Raw genomic sequence first — 17450 nt, 5'->3', positions numbered from 1 at the left:
GGGCGGCGAGTACGGTCGGCACATGCATCAGCTCACGCCGGGGGACGGCGAGCCGGGACGGGCACGGGCGGCTGACCTCGGCGACGGGTCTGCCGGGACCGAAGCGGTGGTCTTCGTGTGCACGGCGTGCGCCACTCCTCTGACGACTCCGCTCACCCGGCTGCCCGCCGTTCCCGAGGCCCCTGACCACCCGTTCTGGGACGTCGAGGAGCCGGGCCCGTGGCCGCCGACCGTACCGTCGGGCCGCTTCGCGATCGAGACGGAACCGTACGGCGCGCCCCTGGTCGTCTCCGACGTGCCCGGGCCGGTCATGCCGCGCCAGGGAGTGTCCGTCAACGTGCACGGTCAGCACTTGGTGTCCGACGGCCCGCGGGGCAACATCGTCATCAACCCCGGGGACGCACGGCACCTTGAGCTGGAACACGCGTGCGCCGCGTGCTGCGGGGCCAGCCCGGAGGGCGGCATGAACCAGGTGTGCGTCTGCGGAACCCTGGTGGCGACCCTCTCCTCCGACTGCTGCCTGCCCCACGAACTCCACCTCTCCGCCGCCCACGTCCGCGCCGTTCGCACCGTCCGCCCCTGAACCTGCCCGGCAGCGGCGGGGATGCCACAACCGGGCGACCGCCGCCGCCGAGGGCGCATTTTCGCCCGATCACACCCCGTCATACTGATGGCCATGACGAACACCCCTGCCGCACCCGCCCCGTTCTCCAGGATCAAGATCCGGGCCGGGGCGCTGGTGTTCTGCGGCGACGAGGTCGCCCTCATCCGCCGCGACCGCGCCGGCTCCACGCACTACACCCCGCCCGGCGGCAACGTGGAAGACGGCGAAGACCTCTGCCGGGCCCTCGGCCGGGAACTTGCCGAAGAACTCGGCCTGGACACCGCGAAGGCCGAGGGCGGGGACCTGATGTGGGTGATCGACCAGCGCGTCAGCCGCCCCGGCCCCACCCCGCCCCCGCGCAAGCTCCACCTGGTCTACCGCTTCCACATCGGCGCCGACGTCCGCGCGACCCTCGCCGAGCAGGAGCTGGACGAGCTCCCCGACGGCAGCCACGAGGTCGGTGTGATCGAGTGGATCGACTACCGCGAGACCGCCGGCCTGCCGATCTTCCCGCCCATCGGCCCTGCCCTGGCCGCCCTCGCCGATCCGCGCGCGGGCATCACCGACGCGGCCCTGGACGCCGTGACCGACGCGAACTACACCTGGGTGTGACCTGCGGATCGCACCGGCCCGCCCTGGTCCCCCGGGGCCGCACGGGCACGCGCCCGCGCGCGCTGCCGGAGCGGGGCGGGCGGCGGGGCGTCAGCCGCCGTAGGTGGCCTCGGACTCGCCCAGGACCGCCGCGAAGTCGGCCGCGAGGCGCGGCGCGTCCGCCTCGTCCAGCGTGGCGCTGGTGATCCGGACCGCCGGGGGGCCCTCGATGCGGAAGCGGGTGCCCGCAGCGACCCACCAGCCGTGCGTGCGCAGCCCGTTGACCACCGCCGACTCGTCGCGCACCGGCACCCACACGTTCAGGCCGCTCTCGCCGTACGCGGTGATCCCGTGCCGCCCCAGCGCGCCGGTCAGCGCGAGGCGCCGGCGCGCGTAGGCCGCGCTGCCCTCGGCGACGAGGGCGTGGGTCGCGGGGTCGGCGAGCAGCCCGGCCGCGGTCTCCTGAAGGACGTGGCTGACCCAGCCGGAGGTCAGCAGCATCCGCCCGTCGTGCCGGGCCAGCGTGGTGGCGTCGCAGGCGAGCGCCGCCCAGCGCAGGTCGATGCCCAGGTGCTTGGAGGCCGTACGGACCTGGGCCCAGCGCGGCAGGGCTCCGGTGGTCAGCGAGTGCAGCGCGACGCCCGCGATGTCGGCGTTGTGGTCGTCCTCCACGACCAGCACCTCGGGGAATCCGGCCAGCACGGCGAGGAGTTCGGCCCGGCGCCCGGCGGTGAAGCGGGCGCCGCGCGGGCTCTGTGCGCGGGGGCTGCACAGCACGGCCCGCGCACCGGCGCGCAGTGCCCGGCCCAGTTCCCCGGGGCGCATCCCCTCGTCGTCCACGGCCACCGGCAGCATCCGCAGCCCGAGCGCGGGGACCAGGTCGAGGAGGTGGTGGAAGCCGGGGTCCTCGACGGCGACGGCGTCGCCCGGCCGCAGTTCGACCGACAGCAGCCGCGCGACGCAGTCCAGGGCGCCGTGGGCGAAGGACACGTGGGCGGACGGCACCCCGTCGCGGGCGAACCACGCGCGGGAGAGCTCCTCCAGGGCCGGCAGCCGCGGGTTCCCGCGGTGCGATCCGCGGGCCGGGAGGACCTCGGCGGGGGGCGTGAGCACCGGCAGGAACGCCGGGTCGGGATGGCCGCCCGCGAGGTCCCGGATGCCCGCGGGGACCTTCGGCGGGCGGCGCGAGCCGACGGCGGGGGTGGGCGCGACCACGGTGCCGCCGCGGCCGCGGGTGACCACGATGCCGCGCCCGCGCAGTTCCTTGTACGCGGTCGCGACGGTGCCCGGGCTCACGCCCAGGTCCTCGGCGAGCCGGCGCACGGGGGGCAGGGCGGCGCCCGGCCCGAGCCCGCCCTCGGCGACGGCCCGTTCGACGGACGCGGCGATCTCCCTGGCGGACGTCCCCTGAAACGCATATTGTGTTGCCACGTTGAACATTCTGTACTGATACATAAATCGCGTCAAGGGGGATACGTGAGAGACGTGGGTAACCCGGGATCACAGAAATCGGGCAGCGCACCGCGCGCCCACACCGCCGACGCCAGCGCCAGCGCCGGCGCTGCCCGCACCGCCCGCATACCCGGCGGCCCCGACGGCCGCCGCATGCTGTGGATCGCCCTCGTCGACAAGAGCGGCACCGGCCTGTGGGCGGGCGCCGCGGCCCTCTACTTCACGACCGTCTCGGGGCTCGGCATCGCCGAGGTCGGCCTGCTGCTCTCCCTCTCCGGCGCCGTCGGCATCGCCGGCTCACCGCTCGCCGGGCGCATCGCCGACCGGGTACCGCTGACCCGGCTGCTCGTCGCCCTCCAACTCGTCCGCGCGCTCGGCGCGCTGGCGCTGTTCACCACCGACGCGTACGGGCTGCTGCTGCTCTACGCCGCCGTCGGCAGCCTCGGCGACCGCGCGGCCAACGTCGTCACCAAGCTCTACGCGGCCCGGGTCACCGGTCCCGACCGGGTCCGCTACCAGGCCGTCAACCGGACCGTCTCCAACATCGGCTTCTCGCTCGGCGGGCTCGCCGCCGCCGCGGCCCTGGCCGTCGGCACCGCTGCCGCCTACCGCTCGCTGCTCCTCGGCGACGCGCTGTCCTACCTCGCCGTGGCCGCGCTCACCCTGCGCTGCGGCGAGCCGCCCGCGCCGTCCCGGGTCGTCGCCTCCTCGGACGGGGTGGTCCCGGCCGCGCCGGCGAGTCCGTGGCGCGACCGGACGTACCTCCTGTACACGGCGAGCGACGCGGTCCTCTCGCTGCACGACTCGGTCTTCCGCGTCGGCATCCCGCTCTGGATCGTCCACGCCACGGCGGCGCCCGAGGGGCTCGCGCCGCTGCTGATGGTCCTCAACAGCGGCCTGGTCGTCTTCTGCCAGGTCCCGCTGGCACGCTTCGGCGCCACGACCGCCGCCGCCCGGAACCTGCTTCGCCCGCTCGCCGGGACCTTCCTGGTCAGCACGCTGGCGCTGGCCGCCTCGGCGGCGGGCGGGCCCTGGGCCGCCGTCACCGCGCTGACCGTCGCCGCGGTCACCCTGACCCTCGCCGAGATGCTGCACTCCGTCGTCTCGTGGGAGTTCTCGGTCGCCCTCGCGCCCGGCGAGGCACAGGGCGCCTACCTCGGCGTCCACGGGCTCGCCCAGTCCGCGCAGCGCAGCGGGGGCCCGCTCGCCGTCACCGCCGCGGTCGCCGCGGGACCGGCGGCGTGGCTGGCCATGGGCGTACTCCTGGCGGCGACGTGCTGGGGTCAGCGCCGACTGGTCCGGGACCACCCCGCGACGCCGGAGCCGGTGGCAGAACCGGAGCCGGAGCCGGAGCCGAAGCTGGCGCCGGTGGCCGAACCGGCCTCGCCTACGCGGATCCGGCGTCCATGACGCGGCGGGCCGCCTCGGCCTCCGCCGCCGGCGGGGACAGTTCGTCCAGGGTGTCGAGCTCGGTGTCCGACGCCAGCTCCCGCTCCCAGGCCGCCGCGAGCCGCTCCTGCTCCGCGCGCGGCTCGGCGCCCACGGCTTCCCTGTGCTCGGGGTCCAGGGCCGCCAGGAATCGTCCGACCGGGTCCGGCATGCCGTGCTCCTTCGTCGCCGGGATGGGCTCCCGGCCCAGCATGGCGAACCGGGCCGGCGCCGGACGACCGACACGGCCCGGGGCCACCCGATTGCCGCGCGGCCCGCGCGCACGCGCACGCGCACGCACTGCTCAGCGGGACGCGCCCCCGGCCCCGTAGCGCACCCGCAGCTCCAGCAGCCCGCGGGCCCGCAGCGACGGGCGCCAGCGCGGGCCCTCCTCCGGTTCCGCGAGGGCGAGCGCGCCGAAGCGGTCGAGGAGCGCGGCCAGGGCGATCTCGGTCTCGGCCCGGGCCAGCGGCGCGCCCAGGCAGTAGTGGATGCCGTGGCCGAGCGCGAGGTGGCCGGCCGTATCGCGGAAGACGTCGAAGAGGTCCGGGCCGGAGAAGCGGTCCGGGTCGCGGTTGGCCGCGGCGAGGGACAGCAGGACCGTCTCGCCGGCGGGGACGGTGACGCCCGACAGGGTGACGTCCTCGGTGGCGAAGCGCCGGATGGCGAGGAGGGCAGGCCCGTCGTAACGGGCGGCCTCCTCGACGGCGGCGCGGAGCCGGGACGGGTCCTTCCTGACCACGGCGAGCTGGTACGGGTGGCGCAGCAGCGCCAGGACCGCGTTGCCGATGAGCTGCACCGTGTTCTCGTACCCGGCGACGAGGATGAGGAAGGCGAGGGAGAGCAGCTCGTCCTCGGTGAGGCGGTCGCCGTCCGAGTCGCGCACCGCGACGAGGTCGGAGAGCAGGTCGGCGCCGGGCCGCTCGCGCTTGTGCGCGACGAGTTCGAGGAAGAAGCCGAGCATGGCCGCGACCGCTTCCTTCGCGGCCGCCGGGCGGGCCGGGTCCGGGGCGATCAGGGCGTCGGTCCAGACGCGGAAGTCCCGGCGGTGCTCCTCGGGGACGCCGAGCAGGTCGCAGATGACGATGATCGGCAGCGGTGCGGCGTAGGAGGCCATCAGGTCGGTGGTTCCGTGCGGGCCCAGGGCGTCGAGGAGCCGGTCGGCGCTCTCGCGCATCGGGGCGCGCAGCTGCTCGACGCGGCGGGCGGTGAAAGCACGGGTGACGAAACCGCGGATGCGGGTGTGGTCCGGGGGGTCCATGTTGAGCAGGTTGGCGTCGAGGGCCGGCGGCAGGGTCAGCCCCCGGTAACCGCCCTCGGCCGCGTTCCTCTTGTCCAGCGAGAGCCTGGGGTCGGCGAGGGCCGCGCGGACGTCGTCGTAGCGCGTGACGAGCCAGGCCGGCCGGCCGTCGGTGCCCTCGATCCGCCGCACCGGCGCGGCCTCGCGCAGCCGCGCGTAGGCGGAGTGGGGGTCGTCGACGAGCTGTTCCCGGAGATCCATGCCCTCACCCTAGGCGGGGCGCCGCCGCCCCCCTGCCCCGGCCCGGGTCGGCCCGAACCGGGTTCAGGGGGGTGACTCCTGGAGGTGGGCGGCGATGAGGGCGAGGTCGTTCGCGATGGCCAGGATCCCGGCGGGGTCGGTGTTCGCCGTGGACGCGCCGGTGACACCCGCGTAGAAGGGGTCGAAGCGGCCGCCGCCCTTGTCGAGGTAGCCGGCGATGGTGATGGCCCCGACGGAGAACCGGTCGTTGAGCGCGTCCCCGCCGACGGCCGCGCCGGTCTTCGCGAACACCTTCCCGCGCGCCGGGCAGTCACGGCAGTTCTCGGCGAGCAGACCGTCGACGCCGAGGATGGGCAGGGCCTCCCGGAAACGCCTCGCGTCCGGCGTGCCCTGCCAGTACGCCAGCATCCGCACCACCGCCCGGGGCGTGGCCCGGTCCGCGGGGTTGCCGCCCCGGCCGTCCATGAGCTCGACCTGCCGGCGGTCGACGCCGGCCCGGTCCAGGAAGCCGGCGAGCACCGGGAACCCGTCGGCGCACTGGGGGCTGCCGGTGGTGACGGCCAGCAGGCAGATGTCCAGGTTGGCGCCCAGGTTGTGGCTGACCTTGAGGATCAGCTTGGCGTACTGCTCGTACGGCGGTGAGGTGTACGCGGCCACCCGCGGCCGCCCGTCGTAGTCGCGCGGCAGCCGGGCGGCCGGGTTGGGTCCCGTCGCGGGGGAGGTGACCTCCACCCCGGCCCGGGCGAGCGCCTCGATGAGCGCGGTCCGGCCGAAGGCGGCCGGGTCCGTGACGGGCGAGGTGCGCAGCAGCGGCGCGGCGCCGGCGGCGATCGTGCCGGACAGCCGGATCCGGGTGCCGCCATCGGTGGCGGTCACGGTGACGTCGGTGGGCCCGCCGGCCGCGACGGTCTTCACCGTGGAGGTGACCTCGTACGGCGCGACCTTGGGCCGCCAGTCCAGCCGGGCGGCGGCGCCCGCCCGGTCCCCGGGCGTGGTCAGCAGGTCGATGAGGTTGTCGTTGATGATCAGGGGGGTCGGGGTGGGGTCGAGGACGGGGTCGGGGGCGAAGAGCCGGCTGTCGACGATGACGTCGCCGTCTACGCCGGTGATGCCGGAGTCCCTTACCTGGCGGGCGAGTTGGTCGATGCCGGCCAGGGGGTTCTCGGGGGTGAGGGTGGCCCCGGGGAAGTCGTTGGCGTAGGTGTGGTCGAGGTCGGTGTACGCGACGGTGCCGTCGGGGCGCGTCCGGCCGCCCATGGTGAGGTCGCCCTGGGCGACGAGGTCGAGGTCGCCGATCAGCGTCTCCCCGCTGCGCTTGCCGACCTCGTAGAGGGGGGTGACGAAGCGGTGGCCGGCGCCGAGGGTCTGCCAGGTTCCGGACACGGGGAACAGCTTCGCGGTGGAGCCGGGGATGAAGAACTGCCCGGGGAAGAGGCTGTGCAGCACCCGGCCGTCGGCGCCCGGTTCGGTCTGGAGCAGGCCCCACTGGGCGTGGCGGTACTCGGGCTTGCGCATGATCTCCGTGATGCGCGGGTCGAGCCCGGAGGGCGGGGGCGGCGGCGAGGGCGAGGGTGCCGCGCGGGCCCCCGTACCGCAGACGAGCGCCACCAGCAGCAGGGCGGCGAAGGCACCGGCGGCCGCGCGGCGCCGCGGCGGAGGTTTCGTACGTCCCACAGCGCGCTCCGTTCGTCGCGGCTGTCACCTTCCCGGGCCCCCGGGCCCCGGCGTGTGAACAGGGTGGCACGGGAGGCTACGGAGCGCATTTCCCCTCGCCTCCGCCCCGTCTCACACCGGCACGACGGTGTCGTCGTCCCCGATGCGCACGAGCGCGAGGGTGATGTTGTCGGGGCCGCCGGCCTCGATGGCCGCCTTCCACAGCTCGAAGGCGGCCCGGCCGTCGTCGGCGGTGCGCAGCACGCTCCCGATGACGTCCTCGGGCACCGGGTCGGTCAGGCCGTCGCTGCACACCAGGTAGCGGTCCGCGCCGCCCGTCGGGAAGGCGGCCAGGTGCGGTACGACGGGGCTGGGGGCGCGGCTGCCGCCGAGGGTCTGGGTGACGACGGAGGTGGTGCGCCGTCCCGGGGGCAGCGGCGGGCTGTCGTCCACGCTGACCTGGCGCAGACCGCCCTCGGGGTCCACCTCGAACACCCTGCTGTCGCCCACGTTGAACGCCAGCAGGGAGTCCGCGAGGACGAGGACGCCGGCGACGGTGGTGCCCATGCCCGTGAGGTCGGGCCTGCCTTCGGCGGCCGCGTACACGGCGCGGTTGCCGGCTTCGAGCGCTTCGCGCAGGGCCTCCTCGCCGTCGAGGGCGTGTCCGAGCGCGGAGAGCCGGCGGACGACGAGTTCGCTGGCCACCTCCCCGGCGGGCTGCCCGCCGAGTCCGTCGGCCACGGCGACCACGAGCGGTCTGACGCGCGGGAAGAGGAGGGTCTGCGGGTTGTCGGTGGCGGTTCCGCACAGCGTCCACGGACCGACGGCGAGACTGTCCTCGTTGTGCTCGCGCACCAGCCCGACGTGGCTCAGGGCGGTTACGGCTATGTACGCCACCTCGGTCGCCTCCCCTCCCAGCGTGCGTCATGCCGTCGGCGGTCGCACGCTGGCCTGGGAAGGGGTTTCCAGGAAGGGTTTCGGCGATGTTCGCGAGGCTGAGCACGTACCAGGGGTCACCGGTTCCTCCGGAGGGAGACCTGTCCGTGCATTCGGAGGAGATCGTCAAGCAGGTGGAGGAGGTCGCGGGGTACCTGGGGGTCTACTACCTCGTCGACAGGGCCACGGGGAAGGCCGTGACGCTGACGCTGTGGGAGGACGAGGCGACGATGCGGGCGAGCGAGGAGGCCGCCGCGCGCATCCGCGAGGAGACCGCGCGGCGCCAGGGCCAGCGCGTCGTGTCGGTGGACGGCTACGAGGTGGGCTTCAGCAGCACGAAGCACTGAGGTGGCGCCGGGGCGGGGCCGGAGACGGCGGGGCCGGGGACGGCGGGGGCCCCGGGCTCAGACGCCGTACCGCGCCTCGATCCCGGCGATCACCAGGCGCACCCCTTCCTCGAAGCCTTCCTCGAAGCCCTGGAAGAGGTCGGCGCCCGCGGCCGCCGCGAGGGGGAAGCCGGCCATGCGGGCGGCGCGCTCCTCGACGTCGAAGCCCTCGCGGCGCTCGCCCGGGAGCGGCTGGACGCCCTGCTCCTCGGTGACGTGGCCGAGGGTGAAGAGGAAGGCCGTGGACAGGGCGCGTACGGCCTGCGAGAGCTCGAACCCGGCCTCGACGCAGGCCCGCAGGGTGGTCTCCATCGCCGCCGCGTGTTCGGTGCCGGTGAAGCGGGAGCCGCTGAACACCTTCGCGCCGTCGCGGTAGCCGAGCAGGGCCCGGCGCAGGTCCCGCTGCGCCGACAGGAGCCGCTCCTGCCAGGTGGCGCCCGGCGGGAGCTGCGCGCCCGCGATCATGCGCCGGTACATCTCGGTCGCCATCTCGTCGAGCAGGGCCTGCTTGTTCTTGAAGTGCCAGTACAGGGCGGGGGCCTGGACGTTCAGCTCCTTGGCGATCGCCCGGAGCGTGAGCCCGTCGAGACCGACCTCGTTGAGGAGCCTCAGGGCGGTCTCGACGACCAGTTTCTTGTCCAGCTTGGGGGATCTCCGGGTAGTCACGCTTGACAGTTTAACGCCGTTAAGTGCAAGCTCCGGCCCATGGAATTTAACAGCGTTAAGGAAACGGCGGACGTGACGGAGGTCCTCATCGTCGGGGCCGGCCCCACCGGGCTCGCCCTCGCCGTCGACCTCACCCGGCGCGGGGTGCGCGCCCTCGTCGTGGAGCGCGCCGACCGGCTCTTCCCCGGCTCGCGCGGCAAGGGGCTACAGCCCCGCACCCTGGAGATCTTCGAAGACCTCGGCGTGCTCGACGCGGTCCGCGCGTCGGCCGGCCCCTACCCGATCGGGGTGATCTGGCGGGACGGGCAGCGCAAGGGCGAGCAGCGGATGTCCGACGCGACCGAGGCGACGGAGGCGGCCCCGTACAACGAGCCGTGGATGCTGCCGCAGTGGCGCACGCAGGAGATCCTCCGCGCGCGGCTGGAGGAGCTCGGCGGCGAGGTCGTGTTCGGGCGGGAGCTGGTGGGCATCGCCCAGGACCCGGAGGGGGTGACCGCCTCCTTCGCGACGGGCGCGCCGGTGCGGGCCCGCTACGCCGTCGCCGGCGACGGCGGCCGCTCCACGGTGCGGCGCGCGCTCGGCATCGGCATGACCGGCGAGAGCGTGGACCCGAACCCGATGCTGGTGGCGGACGTACGCATCACCGGACTCGACCGCGACGTCATCCACATGTTCCCGCCCACCGAAACGGAGGGCTTCCTCGCGGTCTTCCCGCTGGCCGGGACGGAGGACTTCCAGGTGGCGGCCCAGTTCCCGGAGGGCACGGACGCCGACCTCACCCTCAACGGCATCCGCGAGGTCTTCGCCGCCCGTACGCACCTCTCCCCCGAGGCCGTCACCGAGGTGCGCTGGGCCTCGGACTTCCGGCCCCGGGCGGCGCTGGCCGACCGCTTCCGCGAGGGCCGCGTCTTCCTCGCGGGCGACGCCGCGCACATCCACTCCCCGGCGGGCGGCCAGGGCCTCAACACCAGCGTCCAGGACGCGTACAACCTGGGCTGGAAGCTGGGCGCGGTCCTGCGCGGCGGGGCCGACCCGTCCCTGCTCGACACCTACGAGGAGGAGCGCCTGCCCAACGCCGCCGCGATGCTGGGGCTGACCACACGGGTGCACCGCGGCGAGGTCCGCCGCGGCGCGGCCACCCACCAGCTCGGCCTGGGCTACCGCACCTCCTCGCTCACCGTGGAGACCCGCGAGGGCCTGCCGCAGGACGCACTCCACGCCGGCGACCGCGCCCCGGACGGCCCCCACGCCGGCCGCCGCCTCTTCGACGCCTTCCGCGGCCCGCACTGGACCCTCCTCACGGTCGGCACCGACACCCCCCTGCCGACCCTCGCCACGGTCCGCACGCTCCACATCCCCCCGTACGAGGCCTACGGCCGGGGCATCTTCCTCATCCGCCCCGACGGCTACACAGCCTGGGCCGGCACCACAACCACGGGCCTGACCACCCACGCCACAACCCTCGGCCTCGCCTGACCCCCTGCCAGGTCGCCGAGCCGGCCAGGACCTTCCGGACGCCGGGGAAGGGGCTGGCCGGAACCGGTCCCATCGGCCCCAAATGTCAGTGCGGACCGGTGATTCTTCTGACACGTTACGGAGATCATTGCCTCGACCTCAGGAACTCGTCACATGAGACTCGCTCGCTCACTGCCGATGGCGGCAGTGTCCTTGGCCCTCGGCCTCACGGCCGTGTCGCCCGCCACGGCCGCCACAGCCGCCGTTGCCCAGCCTCAGATACCCGGCGTCACGGCGCCGCAGACCTCCCCCGCACCCGGGTTCGCGGGCGAGGACCGCTACGCCGCCTGTGACACCGACCCGAACGCGGGAGCCGGTGCGGGCTGGATCGGCCTGAACGACCCCACTTTCCAGGTCACCACCGGATCACCGTCGGGCACTGCGCTCCAGACCACGTTCCAGCTGTGGGACACCTCGTACGGCGGCAAGCGCACCGAGTATCCGGCCTCCTGGAGCGTTTCCGGCAAGGCGCGCACCACCGTTCCCCGCCAACTCCTGAAGGACGGCGGCCAGTACGCCTGGCGGGCCCGGGCCACCGACGGCACGCTGACCAGCCCGTACACGGCCTGGTGCCACTTCCGCGTGGACCAGACCCAGCCGACCGCCGAAGTGACCACGGACGCCTCTCCCAAGGAGCAGGGCAAGGAAGCCTCCTTCACCCTGAAGGCGACCGACACCGGCTCGGGCATCGCGTGTGCCCGCTGGAGCACCAGCGGGACGCCGTCCGTCGGCTGGCGCTGCTCCGACGCGGCGACCGACTCCCACGTCGTACGCCTTACGGACGGGACCGCGACCGTCAAGGTCACGCCCGCCGGCTGGGGCACCCAGGCCATCTACCTCCAGACGATGGACAACGCGGGCAACGTCTCCCAGCTCGCCAACCTGTTCTACTCCGCACGGCGCCCGGCCGCCCCGGCGACCTTCGGCGACATCGACGCCGACGGCAGGCCGGACGTACTCGTACCGGACAGCGCGGGGGACCTCCGCAAGATGGGCTCCGATCCGCAGGGTCCCGCCCACGCCGACCGTGCGGCGGCCCCGGGCGGAGCCGACAGCTGGGCGAAGATCCAGTACACCCACCGCGGCAGCCTGAGCTACCAGCAGGTCGACGACCTGCTGGCCCACACTCCTGGAGGCGCGCGCCTGTACGCCTTCCAGAACGACGGTGCCGGCCGCTTCACCACCCAGAGCCCGAATCTGGTCGGCAAGCCGACCACCTGCCTGACCTCGGCCCGCGAGACCATCGCGTGCGGGGCCTACGGCCTCGGCTCCGACTGGTCGAAGGTCACGCAGATCGCCGCGTACGGCTCCGCCGTGGGCGACAGCCCGTCAGAGGACGGGATCCTGCCGTCGACCTCCGTGCTGTTCGTCGAGAACGGCCGCCTGTGGCTGACGCGGGCCGGCTCCTCCAACAACCTGGATAACCAGGCCGTCCTGCTGTCCGCGAACGACGAGCGCTGGGCCGGCTACGATCTGCTCAGCCCCGGCCGCGCCCAGGGCACCGACTTCCCCACCCTGTGGGCCCGTTCGCAAGCGGACGGCACCATCCGCGCCTTCACCATCGCGGGCAGGCCGGACGCCCCCAAGGCCCTGGATTCCTCCGCCTTCGCCGACCCCGCCGCAGGCCCGGTGCTGGGCACCCTCGCTCCTGCCGCGCACCCGCGCATCGGCTCTGACGGCGACCTCACGGGCGACGGCATTCCCGACCTGTGGTCCGCAGACGCCTCCGGCGAGGTCTGGCTCTTCCCTGGCACGGGCACCGCAGCACCGCACCCGACGGTCACCGGATTCGCCTCGATCGTCTGAGTGACGCGGCGGCCCGCCCGGGCGGGCGCCCCGGCCGGGCGGGCTGTCAAGCCCTGGGCGACGGGGGGGCTTCCGGGTCCGAAGGGCCCTGGAGGGTCCAGGCCGAGTCGTGGCGGGTGAAGCCGATGTGCGGGTAGTAGTCGACCGCGGCCGGGGCGGCGAGCAGGATCAGGGTCGCCTGCGGGGCGGCCTCCCCGGTGGCGCGTACGAGGTCGCGTCCCACGCCCCGGCCCTGGTGGGAGGCGTCCACGGCGAGGTCGGAGAGGTACGTCGCGTAGGCGCCGTCGGTGATCGCCCGCGAGATGCCGATGAGGCGGCCGTCCTCCTCGCGGGCGACGACGACCAGGTTGGCGCCGGCCAGCATGCGGGCGAACCGCTCCACGTCGGCGACGGGGCGGCGCTCGGCGAGGGTGGACGCCCGGTAGAGGGCGAGGACTTCTTCCACGTCCAGTTCGGCGCCGGCCACCCGTTCACACGTCCACATGCGCGAGCACTCCCCCGTATTCCGACTCACTTATGCACTAGTTCAAACTTTCTTTTTGTATATTACATTATGCCCACCACGGGGTCACGCGCCCTCGTCGTAGGTTCCCGCCTCCACTTCGAGGGCGAGCTGCTGGAGCACCTCGATCGAGGTGATGTCGTCGCGGCCGTCGTCGTGCGTGATCGCGAGGCTGGTGAAGGCCAGGCTGAATCCGGCGACCATCGCGTGCAGGGCCGGTCCGAGCGCCTCCGCGACGAGGCGGGCCACCTGCTGCGGGGAGGCGTCGGCCGGGACGCTGATCGAGGGCAGCATCTCGTTCAACAGCTGGGTGACGACGCCCGCTTCGGTGTCGGGACCGTCGTCGTCCTCGCCGGCCTCGGCTGCCCGGCGGATCTCCTGGGCCTCGGTGAGGATGCCGATGACTCGCTTGAGAACCTCTGCGCGTTCCATCCTGGGAGCGTAGCCCCCGCCCCTCGGGGGCGGGGGTGCCCGGCGGAGGCGGCCCGGGCCCGCGGCGGCCCGGCCTAGGCCGTCTGCGGGAGGGGCCGGTCGAGGAAGGCGAGTACGGCGCGCTTCTCGGGCAGGTAGACCTCGGGCAGGTCGATCTCCGGCAGGGTGATCTCCCCCTGGCGGACGAAGCCGAGACGGTTCAGCAGCGCGAGCGCCTTGGCGTTGCGGGCGTCCGGCTCGGCCACCGCGCGCAGGATCACCGGATCGCGGAAGGTGAAGCGGGTGAGCGACCCGACCAGAGTGCGGCTGAAGCCGGGAATGGGCCGGCCCTCGACCGGGGCCAGCATCAGGTGGATGCCGATGTCGCCCTCCCGGACCTCGTAGCACTCACTGACGCGGTCCTCGGCGGGCTGGTACGTCTGGAACAGCGCCACCGGCCTGTCGTCCAGCCGGACCATGTAGGCGTGATGGGTGTCGCGGCGCTCCACGTCCTCGTAGATCTCCTGGACCACTTCACGGCTCACGCCGTTCATGCCCCAGAACTCCGCGCGCTCCTCGACGACCCAGGCATGCAGCACGGCGGAGTCCGCCGCGGGGTCGACGGGGGTGAAGCGGACGGTGCCGAAGCCTTCGACGGTCTCGGCGTAGACGTCCGTGCGCGACGGTACGAGGGCGGTGGAGTCGGGTCTCATGCGGTGTTCGTTCCTTCGGGAGGGGCCGGCGAGCGCCGGCGGAGGCCGAATTTCATTAGGTAAGGCTGTCCTAATATAGAGCCTCCGGAGGCGCGACGGATCGTCACACATATGTCCGGATTGAGCAACACGCTCTGATTAAGTGGCTTTTGGTGGTGATGGGGGGTCAGAGTGTGGCTCCCCGGCAGGACGCCGGGACGTTCGTTGCAGTTGAAGTTGAAGGGGTCATCTCCATGTCTGCTTCTCTCACCACCCGTCGCGCCCTCGCCGCGGTCCTGGCCGCCGGCGCCCTGATCGGCGCCGCCGCGATGCCGGCCGCCGCCGACGGTCACGGCCACGGCCGCGACAACGGCCGCAACCACGGCCGCGACCACGTGCGCGACCACGACCACGGCCGCGACAACGGGCGCGACAACGGGCGCGACAACGGCCGCGATCAGGGGCGCGGGCGCGACCACGGCCGCGACCACGGCCGTGACAACGGGCGTGACAACGGGCGCGACCACCGGGCGCCCTCCTCGATCGCCATCGGCGAGGTCCAGAACGAGGACGGCATGCGCGGCGACCGCTTCGGCCGCGCCCTGAACCGGGAATGGGTCGAGGTGAAGAACACCGGCCGCCACGCCGTCAACCTGCGCGGCTACACCCTCACGGACGAGCAGGGCAACCGCTACCGCTTCCCGGACTTCCGCCTGGACGGCCGCTCCAGCGTCAAGGTCCACACCGGCCAGGGCCGCAACACCCGCCACGACCTGTACCAGGACCGCCGCCGGCAGGTGTGGGACGACAGCGACACCGCCACCCTCCGCGACGACCGCGGCAACATCATCGACACCGAGTCCTGGGGCCGCCGCGGCCACCACCACCGCAACGGCTGACCGGCACACCAACGGCGCGCCCCGGCCGGGAGGCCGGGGCGCGCCGTGTCGGCGGGGTCACGCGGACCGAAGGGACTGCCGGGCGCGGTAGCGCTTCATGAACGCGAACATCCGCTGGACGGCGAGGATCGGGACGATCCAGTTGCAGACGACCCCGAGCGCGGTGTTGCCCGGCGCCTGCGAGGCGACGAAGTGGGCGAGGGTCATCAGGGCGAACACGCCGCCCCAGACGGCGGAGAAGAGCCGGTTGGTCCTCTTGAACTGCGGGGAGTCCCAGACGATCCGGGGCGCCTGCTCGCGGGCGTACTGCTCGGTGAAGGGCATGAACGGCAGGGTCACCAGGATCAGGACGGCCAGGGCGCCGGTGGCGACGGTGCGGCCGTGGTCGGTGACGAAGGCCTGGACCCCGTGGCCGCCGGCGAAGGCGAGGACCGAGAGCACGGCGAAGGTCACCACGCCCATGGCGTCCAGCAGTTTGGGACGGCCGGCGCGTATCGAGGGGACCGCGGCGGCCAGGGCGACGAGGGCGGCCAGGGCGGCGGACCACTGGGCGGCGACGCCGTTGCCGGCGGCCAGGGTGAAGACGATCCACGGGGCCAGGCTGAGGAGGGGGTTCGACTTCATGTCTTCGCCGTCTCTTTCCGGAGGGGCGGGGTGTCCCTCGCCATGACATTCCAATGTTGACAGGTCGAACTTAGAACCTCCTTTCTCGACCTGTCAAGAGTGGAAGGTCAGGGGTAGGGTGGTGACCATGAGCCTTCGCCACGCACTCCTCGGGCTGCTGTCCGACCGGCCGTCCAGCGGCTACGACCTGATGAAGCTGTTCGACACCACGCTCGCCAACGTCTGGCGCGCCACCCAGAGTCAGGTCTACGGGGAACTGACCCGGATGACGGACGCCGGCCTCGTCGACGTCTCCGCCGAAGGCCCCCGGGGCCGCAAGGAGTACTCGCTCCGCCCCGAAGGGCGCGCCGAACTCCAGCGCTGGCTGACCACGCCCGCCCAGCCGCAGCCGCTGCGCAGCGAATGGATGCTGCGGGTGTTCTTCCTCGGCCTGCTGCCCTCCGCGCAGGCGCGCGAGCAGCTCGCGCGGATCGCGGAGGAGGAGGACGAGCAGATCGCGGAGCTGGAGAAGCTCCTCGGCTCGCGCGAGTGGACGGGTGACCGGCTGTCCGTCTCCGGGCGCCTGGTGCTGGAGTACGGCCTCCGGGGCAGCGCGATGAAGCGGGAGTGGGCCCGCTGGGCCCTGGACCAGATCCCGGCGGGCCGCGAGCCCTAGGGCCTGTCAGCGGGCCGTGCGGTGTTCGTACACCGAGAGGGACAGCGCCTTCATCGCCGAGTGGGCGCTCTCGGTGTCGTGGCCCTCGTCGATGGCCTCCAGCGCGGCCGCCGCGGAGACCCGTACCGGCAGGGGCAGGCCCTCGTGAGCGGCGATCCGGTAGGCGACGGTGCGACGGGCGTCGCGCTCCTCGTCGCTCACCCCGTCCGGGGTGAGCGGGAAGGCCGCCGCCTGGTAGGTCGCGATGCCGACGAGGACCGCGTCGGCGATGCCCTGCGCGTACCCGTCGCCGCGGTCGGCGGCGGTGGCGTCCGGCCGCAGGAAGGCCAGCACCTGCCGCCGGGCGAGGAACGAGCCGGCCCCCGCGCCCAGTCCGGCCGCGGCCGCGGCGACCAGGGCCGTGATCCAGCCGCCCCAGAGCGCGCCGAGGCAGCCGCCGCCCACCGTCCCGCACACCACCAGCACGAAGGTGATCATCAGGTGGATGCGCTGGGCGAGCGTGGACGTCATGTCCAGCAGTATGCACAGCGCCTAGCGCGGAGTGCTGTCGGTGGGCGTGAACGGGCCGCCGTGGCCAGGGACGATCAGGTCCGCGGCGGCGAGCACCCGCTCGCGGGAGGCGCGCAGGAGGTCGCGGTCGGGGGCGACGGGGTCGTCGGCCGGGCCGTCCGCGTGCCACCACAGGTCGCCGGCGAAGGCGACCACGCCCGAGTCCGTCCCGGCCAGCAGCGTGATGTCCTCCGGGCTGTGGCCCGGGGTGCGGATCAGCCGGAGCGACGGGGTGAGTTCGTACCCCTCGGCGTCCCGGTTGGTCCAGTGGTCGCCCGCGTACTCCACCCGGTGGTCGTGGACCCGGGCCCGTCCGAACAGGCCCGCGTTCATGGTGTTGTCCGGGTGGTGGTGGCTGAGCACCACGTCGGTGATGTCGTCGGGGCCCAGGCCCAGTTCCGCGAGCGGGCCGAGGATGTCGTCGTGGCTCGCCACCATGCCCGGGTCGAAGATCAGGTGCCGGCCGGCGTCGGACACGTAGGAGACGGTGGCGGCGACCCCGGGGCCGGTGGAGCCCGTGTAGCCGGTGGTCAGGATGGTGTAGGCGGCGCTGCGGCCGGCCGGTGCGTCTGTCATGCCC

The 17450-nt window shown here is 73.6% G+C and carries 20 protein-coding genes; 8 read left to right on the top strand and 12 right to left on the bottom strand.

Annotation, left to right across the window (positions count from 1 at the left end; all coding sequences use genetic code 11):
- The first annotated feature begins 22 nt into the window (after positions 1–22).
- Positions 23–583 carry a hypothetical protein gene (locus tag IE248_RS24280; protein ID WP_190031659.1) on the top strand — a complete coding sequence of 187 codons (561 nt, stop codon included), beginning with the start codon at positions 23–25 and terminating at the stop codon, positions 581–583.
- Between the two features lie 93 nt (positions 584–676).
- Entirely contained in the window at positions 677–1216 is a 540-nt protein-coding gene (locus tag IE248_RS24275; protein ID WP_190031658.1) for an NUDIX domain-containing protein, read from the top strand.
- A 90-nt stretch (positions 1217–1306) separates the two neighbouring features.
- On the opposite strand, the gene IE248_RS24270 is transcribed toward IE248_RS24275, so the two are convergent.
- Positions 1307–2626, bottom strand: a complete 1320-nt coding sequence (locus IE248_RS24270) for an aminotransferase class I/II-fold pyridoxal phosphate-dependent enzyme (protein WP_073794995.1) — start codon at positions 2624–2626, stop codon at positions 1307–1309.
- Between the two features lie 45 nt (positions 2627–2671).
- Here IE248_RS24270 and IE248_RS24265 point away from each other — a divergent pair, with 45 nt between their 5' ends.
- Positions 2672–4057 (top strand): MFS transporter, encoded by a 1386-nt coding sequence (locus IE248_RS24265; RefSeq protein WP_308438178.1) that lies wholly within the window; start codon positions 2672–2674, stop codon positions 4055–4057.
- Here IE248_RS24265 and IE248_RS24260 read toward each other — a convergent pair.
- The 4 genes from IE248_RS24260 to IE248_RS24245 all read right to left on the bottom strand — a co-directional run bounded on the left by IE248_RS24260 (position 4035) and on the right by IE248_RS24245 (position 8126).
- A complete protein-coding gene (locus tag IE248_RS24260; protein WP_190031657.1) occupies positions 4035–4247 on the bottom strand; it encodes a hypothetical protein in 213 nt (70 codons plus the stop codon). The two genes, IE248_RS24265 and IE248_RS24260, sit on opposite strands and share 23 nt — an antisense overlap.
- Before the next feature lie 132 nt (positions 4248–4379).
- Positions 4380–5576: a cytochrome P450 family protein gene (locus IE248_RS24255; RefSeq protein WP_190031656.1), complete on the bottom strand. Its 1197-nt coding sequence runs from the start codon at positions 5574–5576 to the stop codon at positions 4380–4382.
- A 63-nt stretch (positions 5577–5639) separates the two neighbouring features.
- Positions 5640–7250 (bottom strand): D-alanyl-D-alanine carboxypeptidase/D-alanyl-D-alanine endopeptidase, encoded by a 1611-nt coding sequence (gene dacB / locus IE248_RS24250; protein ID WP_190031655.1) that lies wholly within the window; start codon positions 7248–7250, stop codon positions 5640–5642.
- Between the two features lie 111 nt (positions 7251–7361).
- A complete protein-coding gene (locus IE248_RS24245; RefSeq protein ID WP_190031654.1) occupies positions 7362–8126 on the bottom strand; it encodes a PP2C family protein-serine/threonine phosphatase in 765 nt (254 codons plus the stop codon).
- Between the two features lie 146 nt (positions 8127–8272).
- On the opposite strand from IE248_RS24245, the gene IE248_RS24240 reads away from it, so the two are divergent.
- Positions 8273–8512 (top strand): hypothetical protein, encoded by a 240-nt coding sequence (locus tag IE248_RS24240; protein WP_229895485.1) that lies wholly within the window; start codon positions 8273–8275, stop codon positions 8510–8512.
- A 57-nt stretch (positions 8513–8569) separates the two neighbouring features.
- On the opposite strand, the gene IE248_RS24235 is transcribed toward IE248_RS24240, so the two are convergent.
- Positions 8570–9217 carry a TetR/AcrR family transcriptional regulator C-terminal domain-containing protein gene (locus tag IE248_RS24235; RefSeq protein WP_100582214.1) on the bottom strand — a complete coding sequence of 216 codons (648 nt, stop codon included), beginning with the start codon at positions 9215–9217 and terminating at the stop codon, positions 8570–8572.
- Positions 9218–9256: 39 nt separating this feature from the next.
- Between IE248_RS24235 and IE248_RS24230 the strand changes: the two genes are divergently transcribed.
- On the top strand, positions 9257–10693 hold the full coding sequence (locus IE248_RS24230; RefSeq protein ID WP_190031653.1) for an FAD-dependent monooxygenase: 1437 nt from the start codon (positions 9257–9259) through the stop codon (positions 10691–10693).
- A gap of 153 nt (positions 10694–10846) precedes the next feature.
- Positions 10847–12538, top strand: coding sequence for a VCBS repeat-containing protein (locus IE248_RS24225; RefSeq protein ID WP_190031652.1), 1692 nt, complete (start codon positions 10847–10849; stop codon positions 12536–12538).
- 46 nt (positions 12539–12584) lie between these two features.
- Here IE248_RS24225 and IE248_RS24220 read toward each other — a convergent pair whose 3' ends face one another.
- The 3 genes from IE248_RS24220 to IE248_RS24210 all read right to left on the bottom strand — a co-directional run bounded on the left by IE248_RS24220 (position 12585) and on the right by IE248_RS24210 (position 14164).
- Positions 12585–13022, bottom strand: a complete 438-nt coding sequence (locus tag IE248_RS24220; RefSeq protein WP_190031651.1) for a GNAT family N-acetyltransferase — start codon at positions 13020–13022, stop codon at positions 12585–12587.
- A gap of 84 nt (positions 13023–13106) precedes the next feature.
- Entirely contained in the window at positions 13107–13472 is a 366-nt protein-coding gene (locus IE248_RS24215) for a hypothetical protein (RefSeq protein WP_008740584.1), read from the bottom strand.
- A gap of 74 nt (positions 13473–13546) precedes the next feature.
- Positions 13547–14164 carry a GNAT family N-acetyltransferase gene (locus tag IE248_RS24210; protein WP_190031650.1) on the bottom strand — a complete coding sequence of 206 codons (618 nt, stop codon included), beginning with the start codon at positions 14162–14164 and terminating at the stop codon, positions 13547–13549.
- A gap of 233 nt (positions 14165–14397) precedes the next feature.
- Between IE248_RS24210 and IE248_RS24200 the strand changes: the two genes are divergently transcribed.
- Positions 14398–15042 carry a lamin tail domain-containing protein gene (locus IE248_RS24200; RefSeq protein ID WP_229895484.1) on the top strand — a complete coding sequence of 215 codons (645 nt, stop codon included), beginning with the start codon at positions 14398–14400 and terminating at the stop codon, positions 15040–15042.
- A gap of 57 nt (positions 15043–15099) precedes the next feature.
- Here the strand turns inward: IE248_RS24200 and IE248_RS24195 are convergent, their stop codons facing one another.
- Positions 15100–15666 (bottom strand): DUF3159 domain-containing protein, encoded by a 567-nt coding sequence (locus IE248_RS24195; RefSeq protein ID WP_073794848.1) that lies wholly within the window; start codon positions 15664–15666, stop codon positions 15100–15102.
- 127 nt (positions 15667–15793) lie between these two features.
- Between IE248_RS24195 and IE248_RS24190 the strand changes: the two genes are divergently transcribed.
- On the top strand, positions 15794–16321 hold the full coding sequence (locus IE248_RS24190; RefSeq protein ID WP_008740580.1) for a PadR family transcriptional regulator: 528 nt from the start codon (positions 15794–15796) through the stop codon (positions 16319–16321).
- Between the two features lie 6 nt (positions 16322–16327).
- Here the strand turns inward: IE248_RS24190 and IE248_RS24185 are convergent, their stop codons facing one another.
- A complete protein-coding gene (locus tag IE248_RS24185; RefSeq protein ID WP_073776752.1) occupies positions 16328–16831 on the bottom strand; it encodes a hypothetical protein in 504 nt (167 codons plus the stop codon).
- Positions 16832–16852: 21 nt separating this feature from the next.
- A complete protein-coding gene (locus IE248_RS24180) occupies positions 16853–17446 on the bottom strand; it encodes an MBL fold metallo-hydrolase (RefSeq protein WP_008740578.1) in 594 nt (197 codons plus the stop codon).
- Between the last annotated feature and the right edge of the window lie 4 nt (positions 17447–17450).

The organism is Streptomyces goshikiensis (assembly GCF_014650555.1).
In the GTDB taxonomy this organism is placed as follows: domain Bacteria; phylum Actinomycetota; class Actinomycetes; order Streptomycetales; family Streptomycetaceae; genus Streptomyces; species Streptomyces goshikiensis.
The sequence above is the reverse complement of the archived record's forward strand: the minus strand, read 5'-3'. Positions and strand labels throughout refer to the sequence as shown.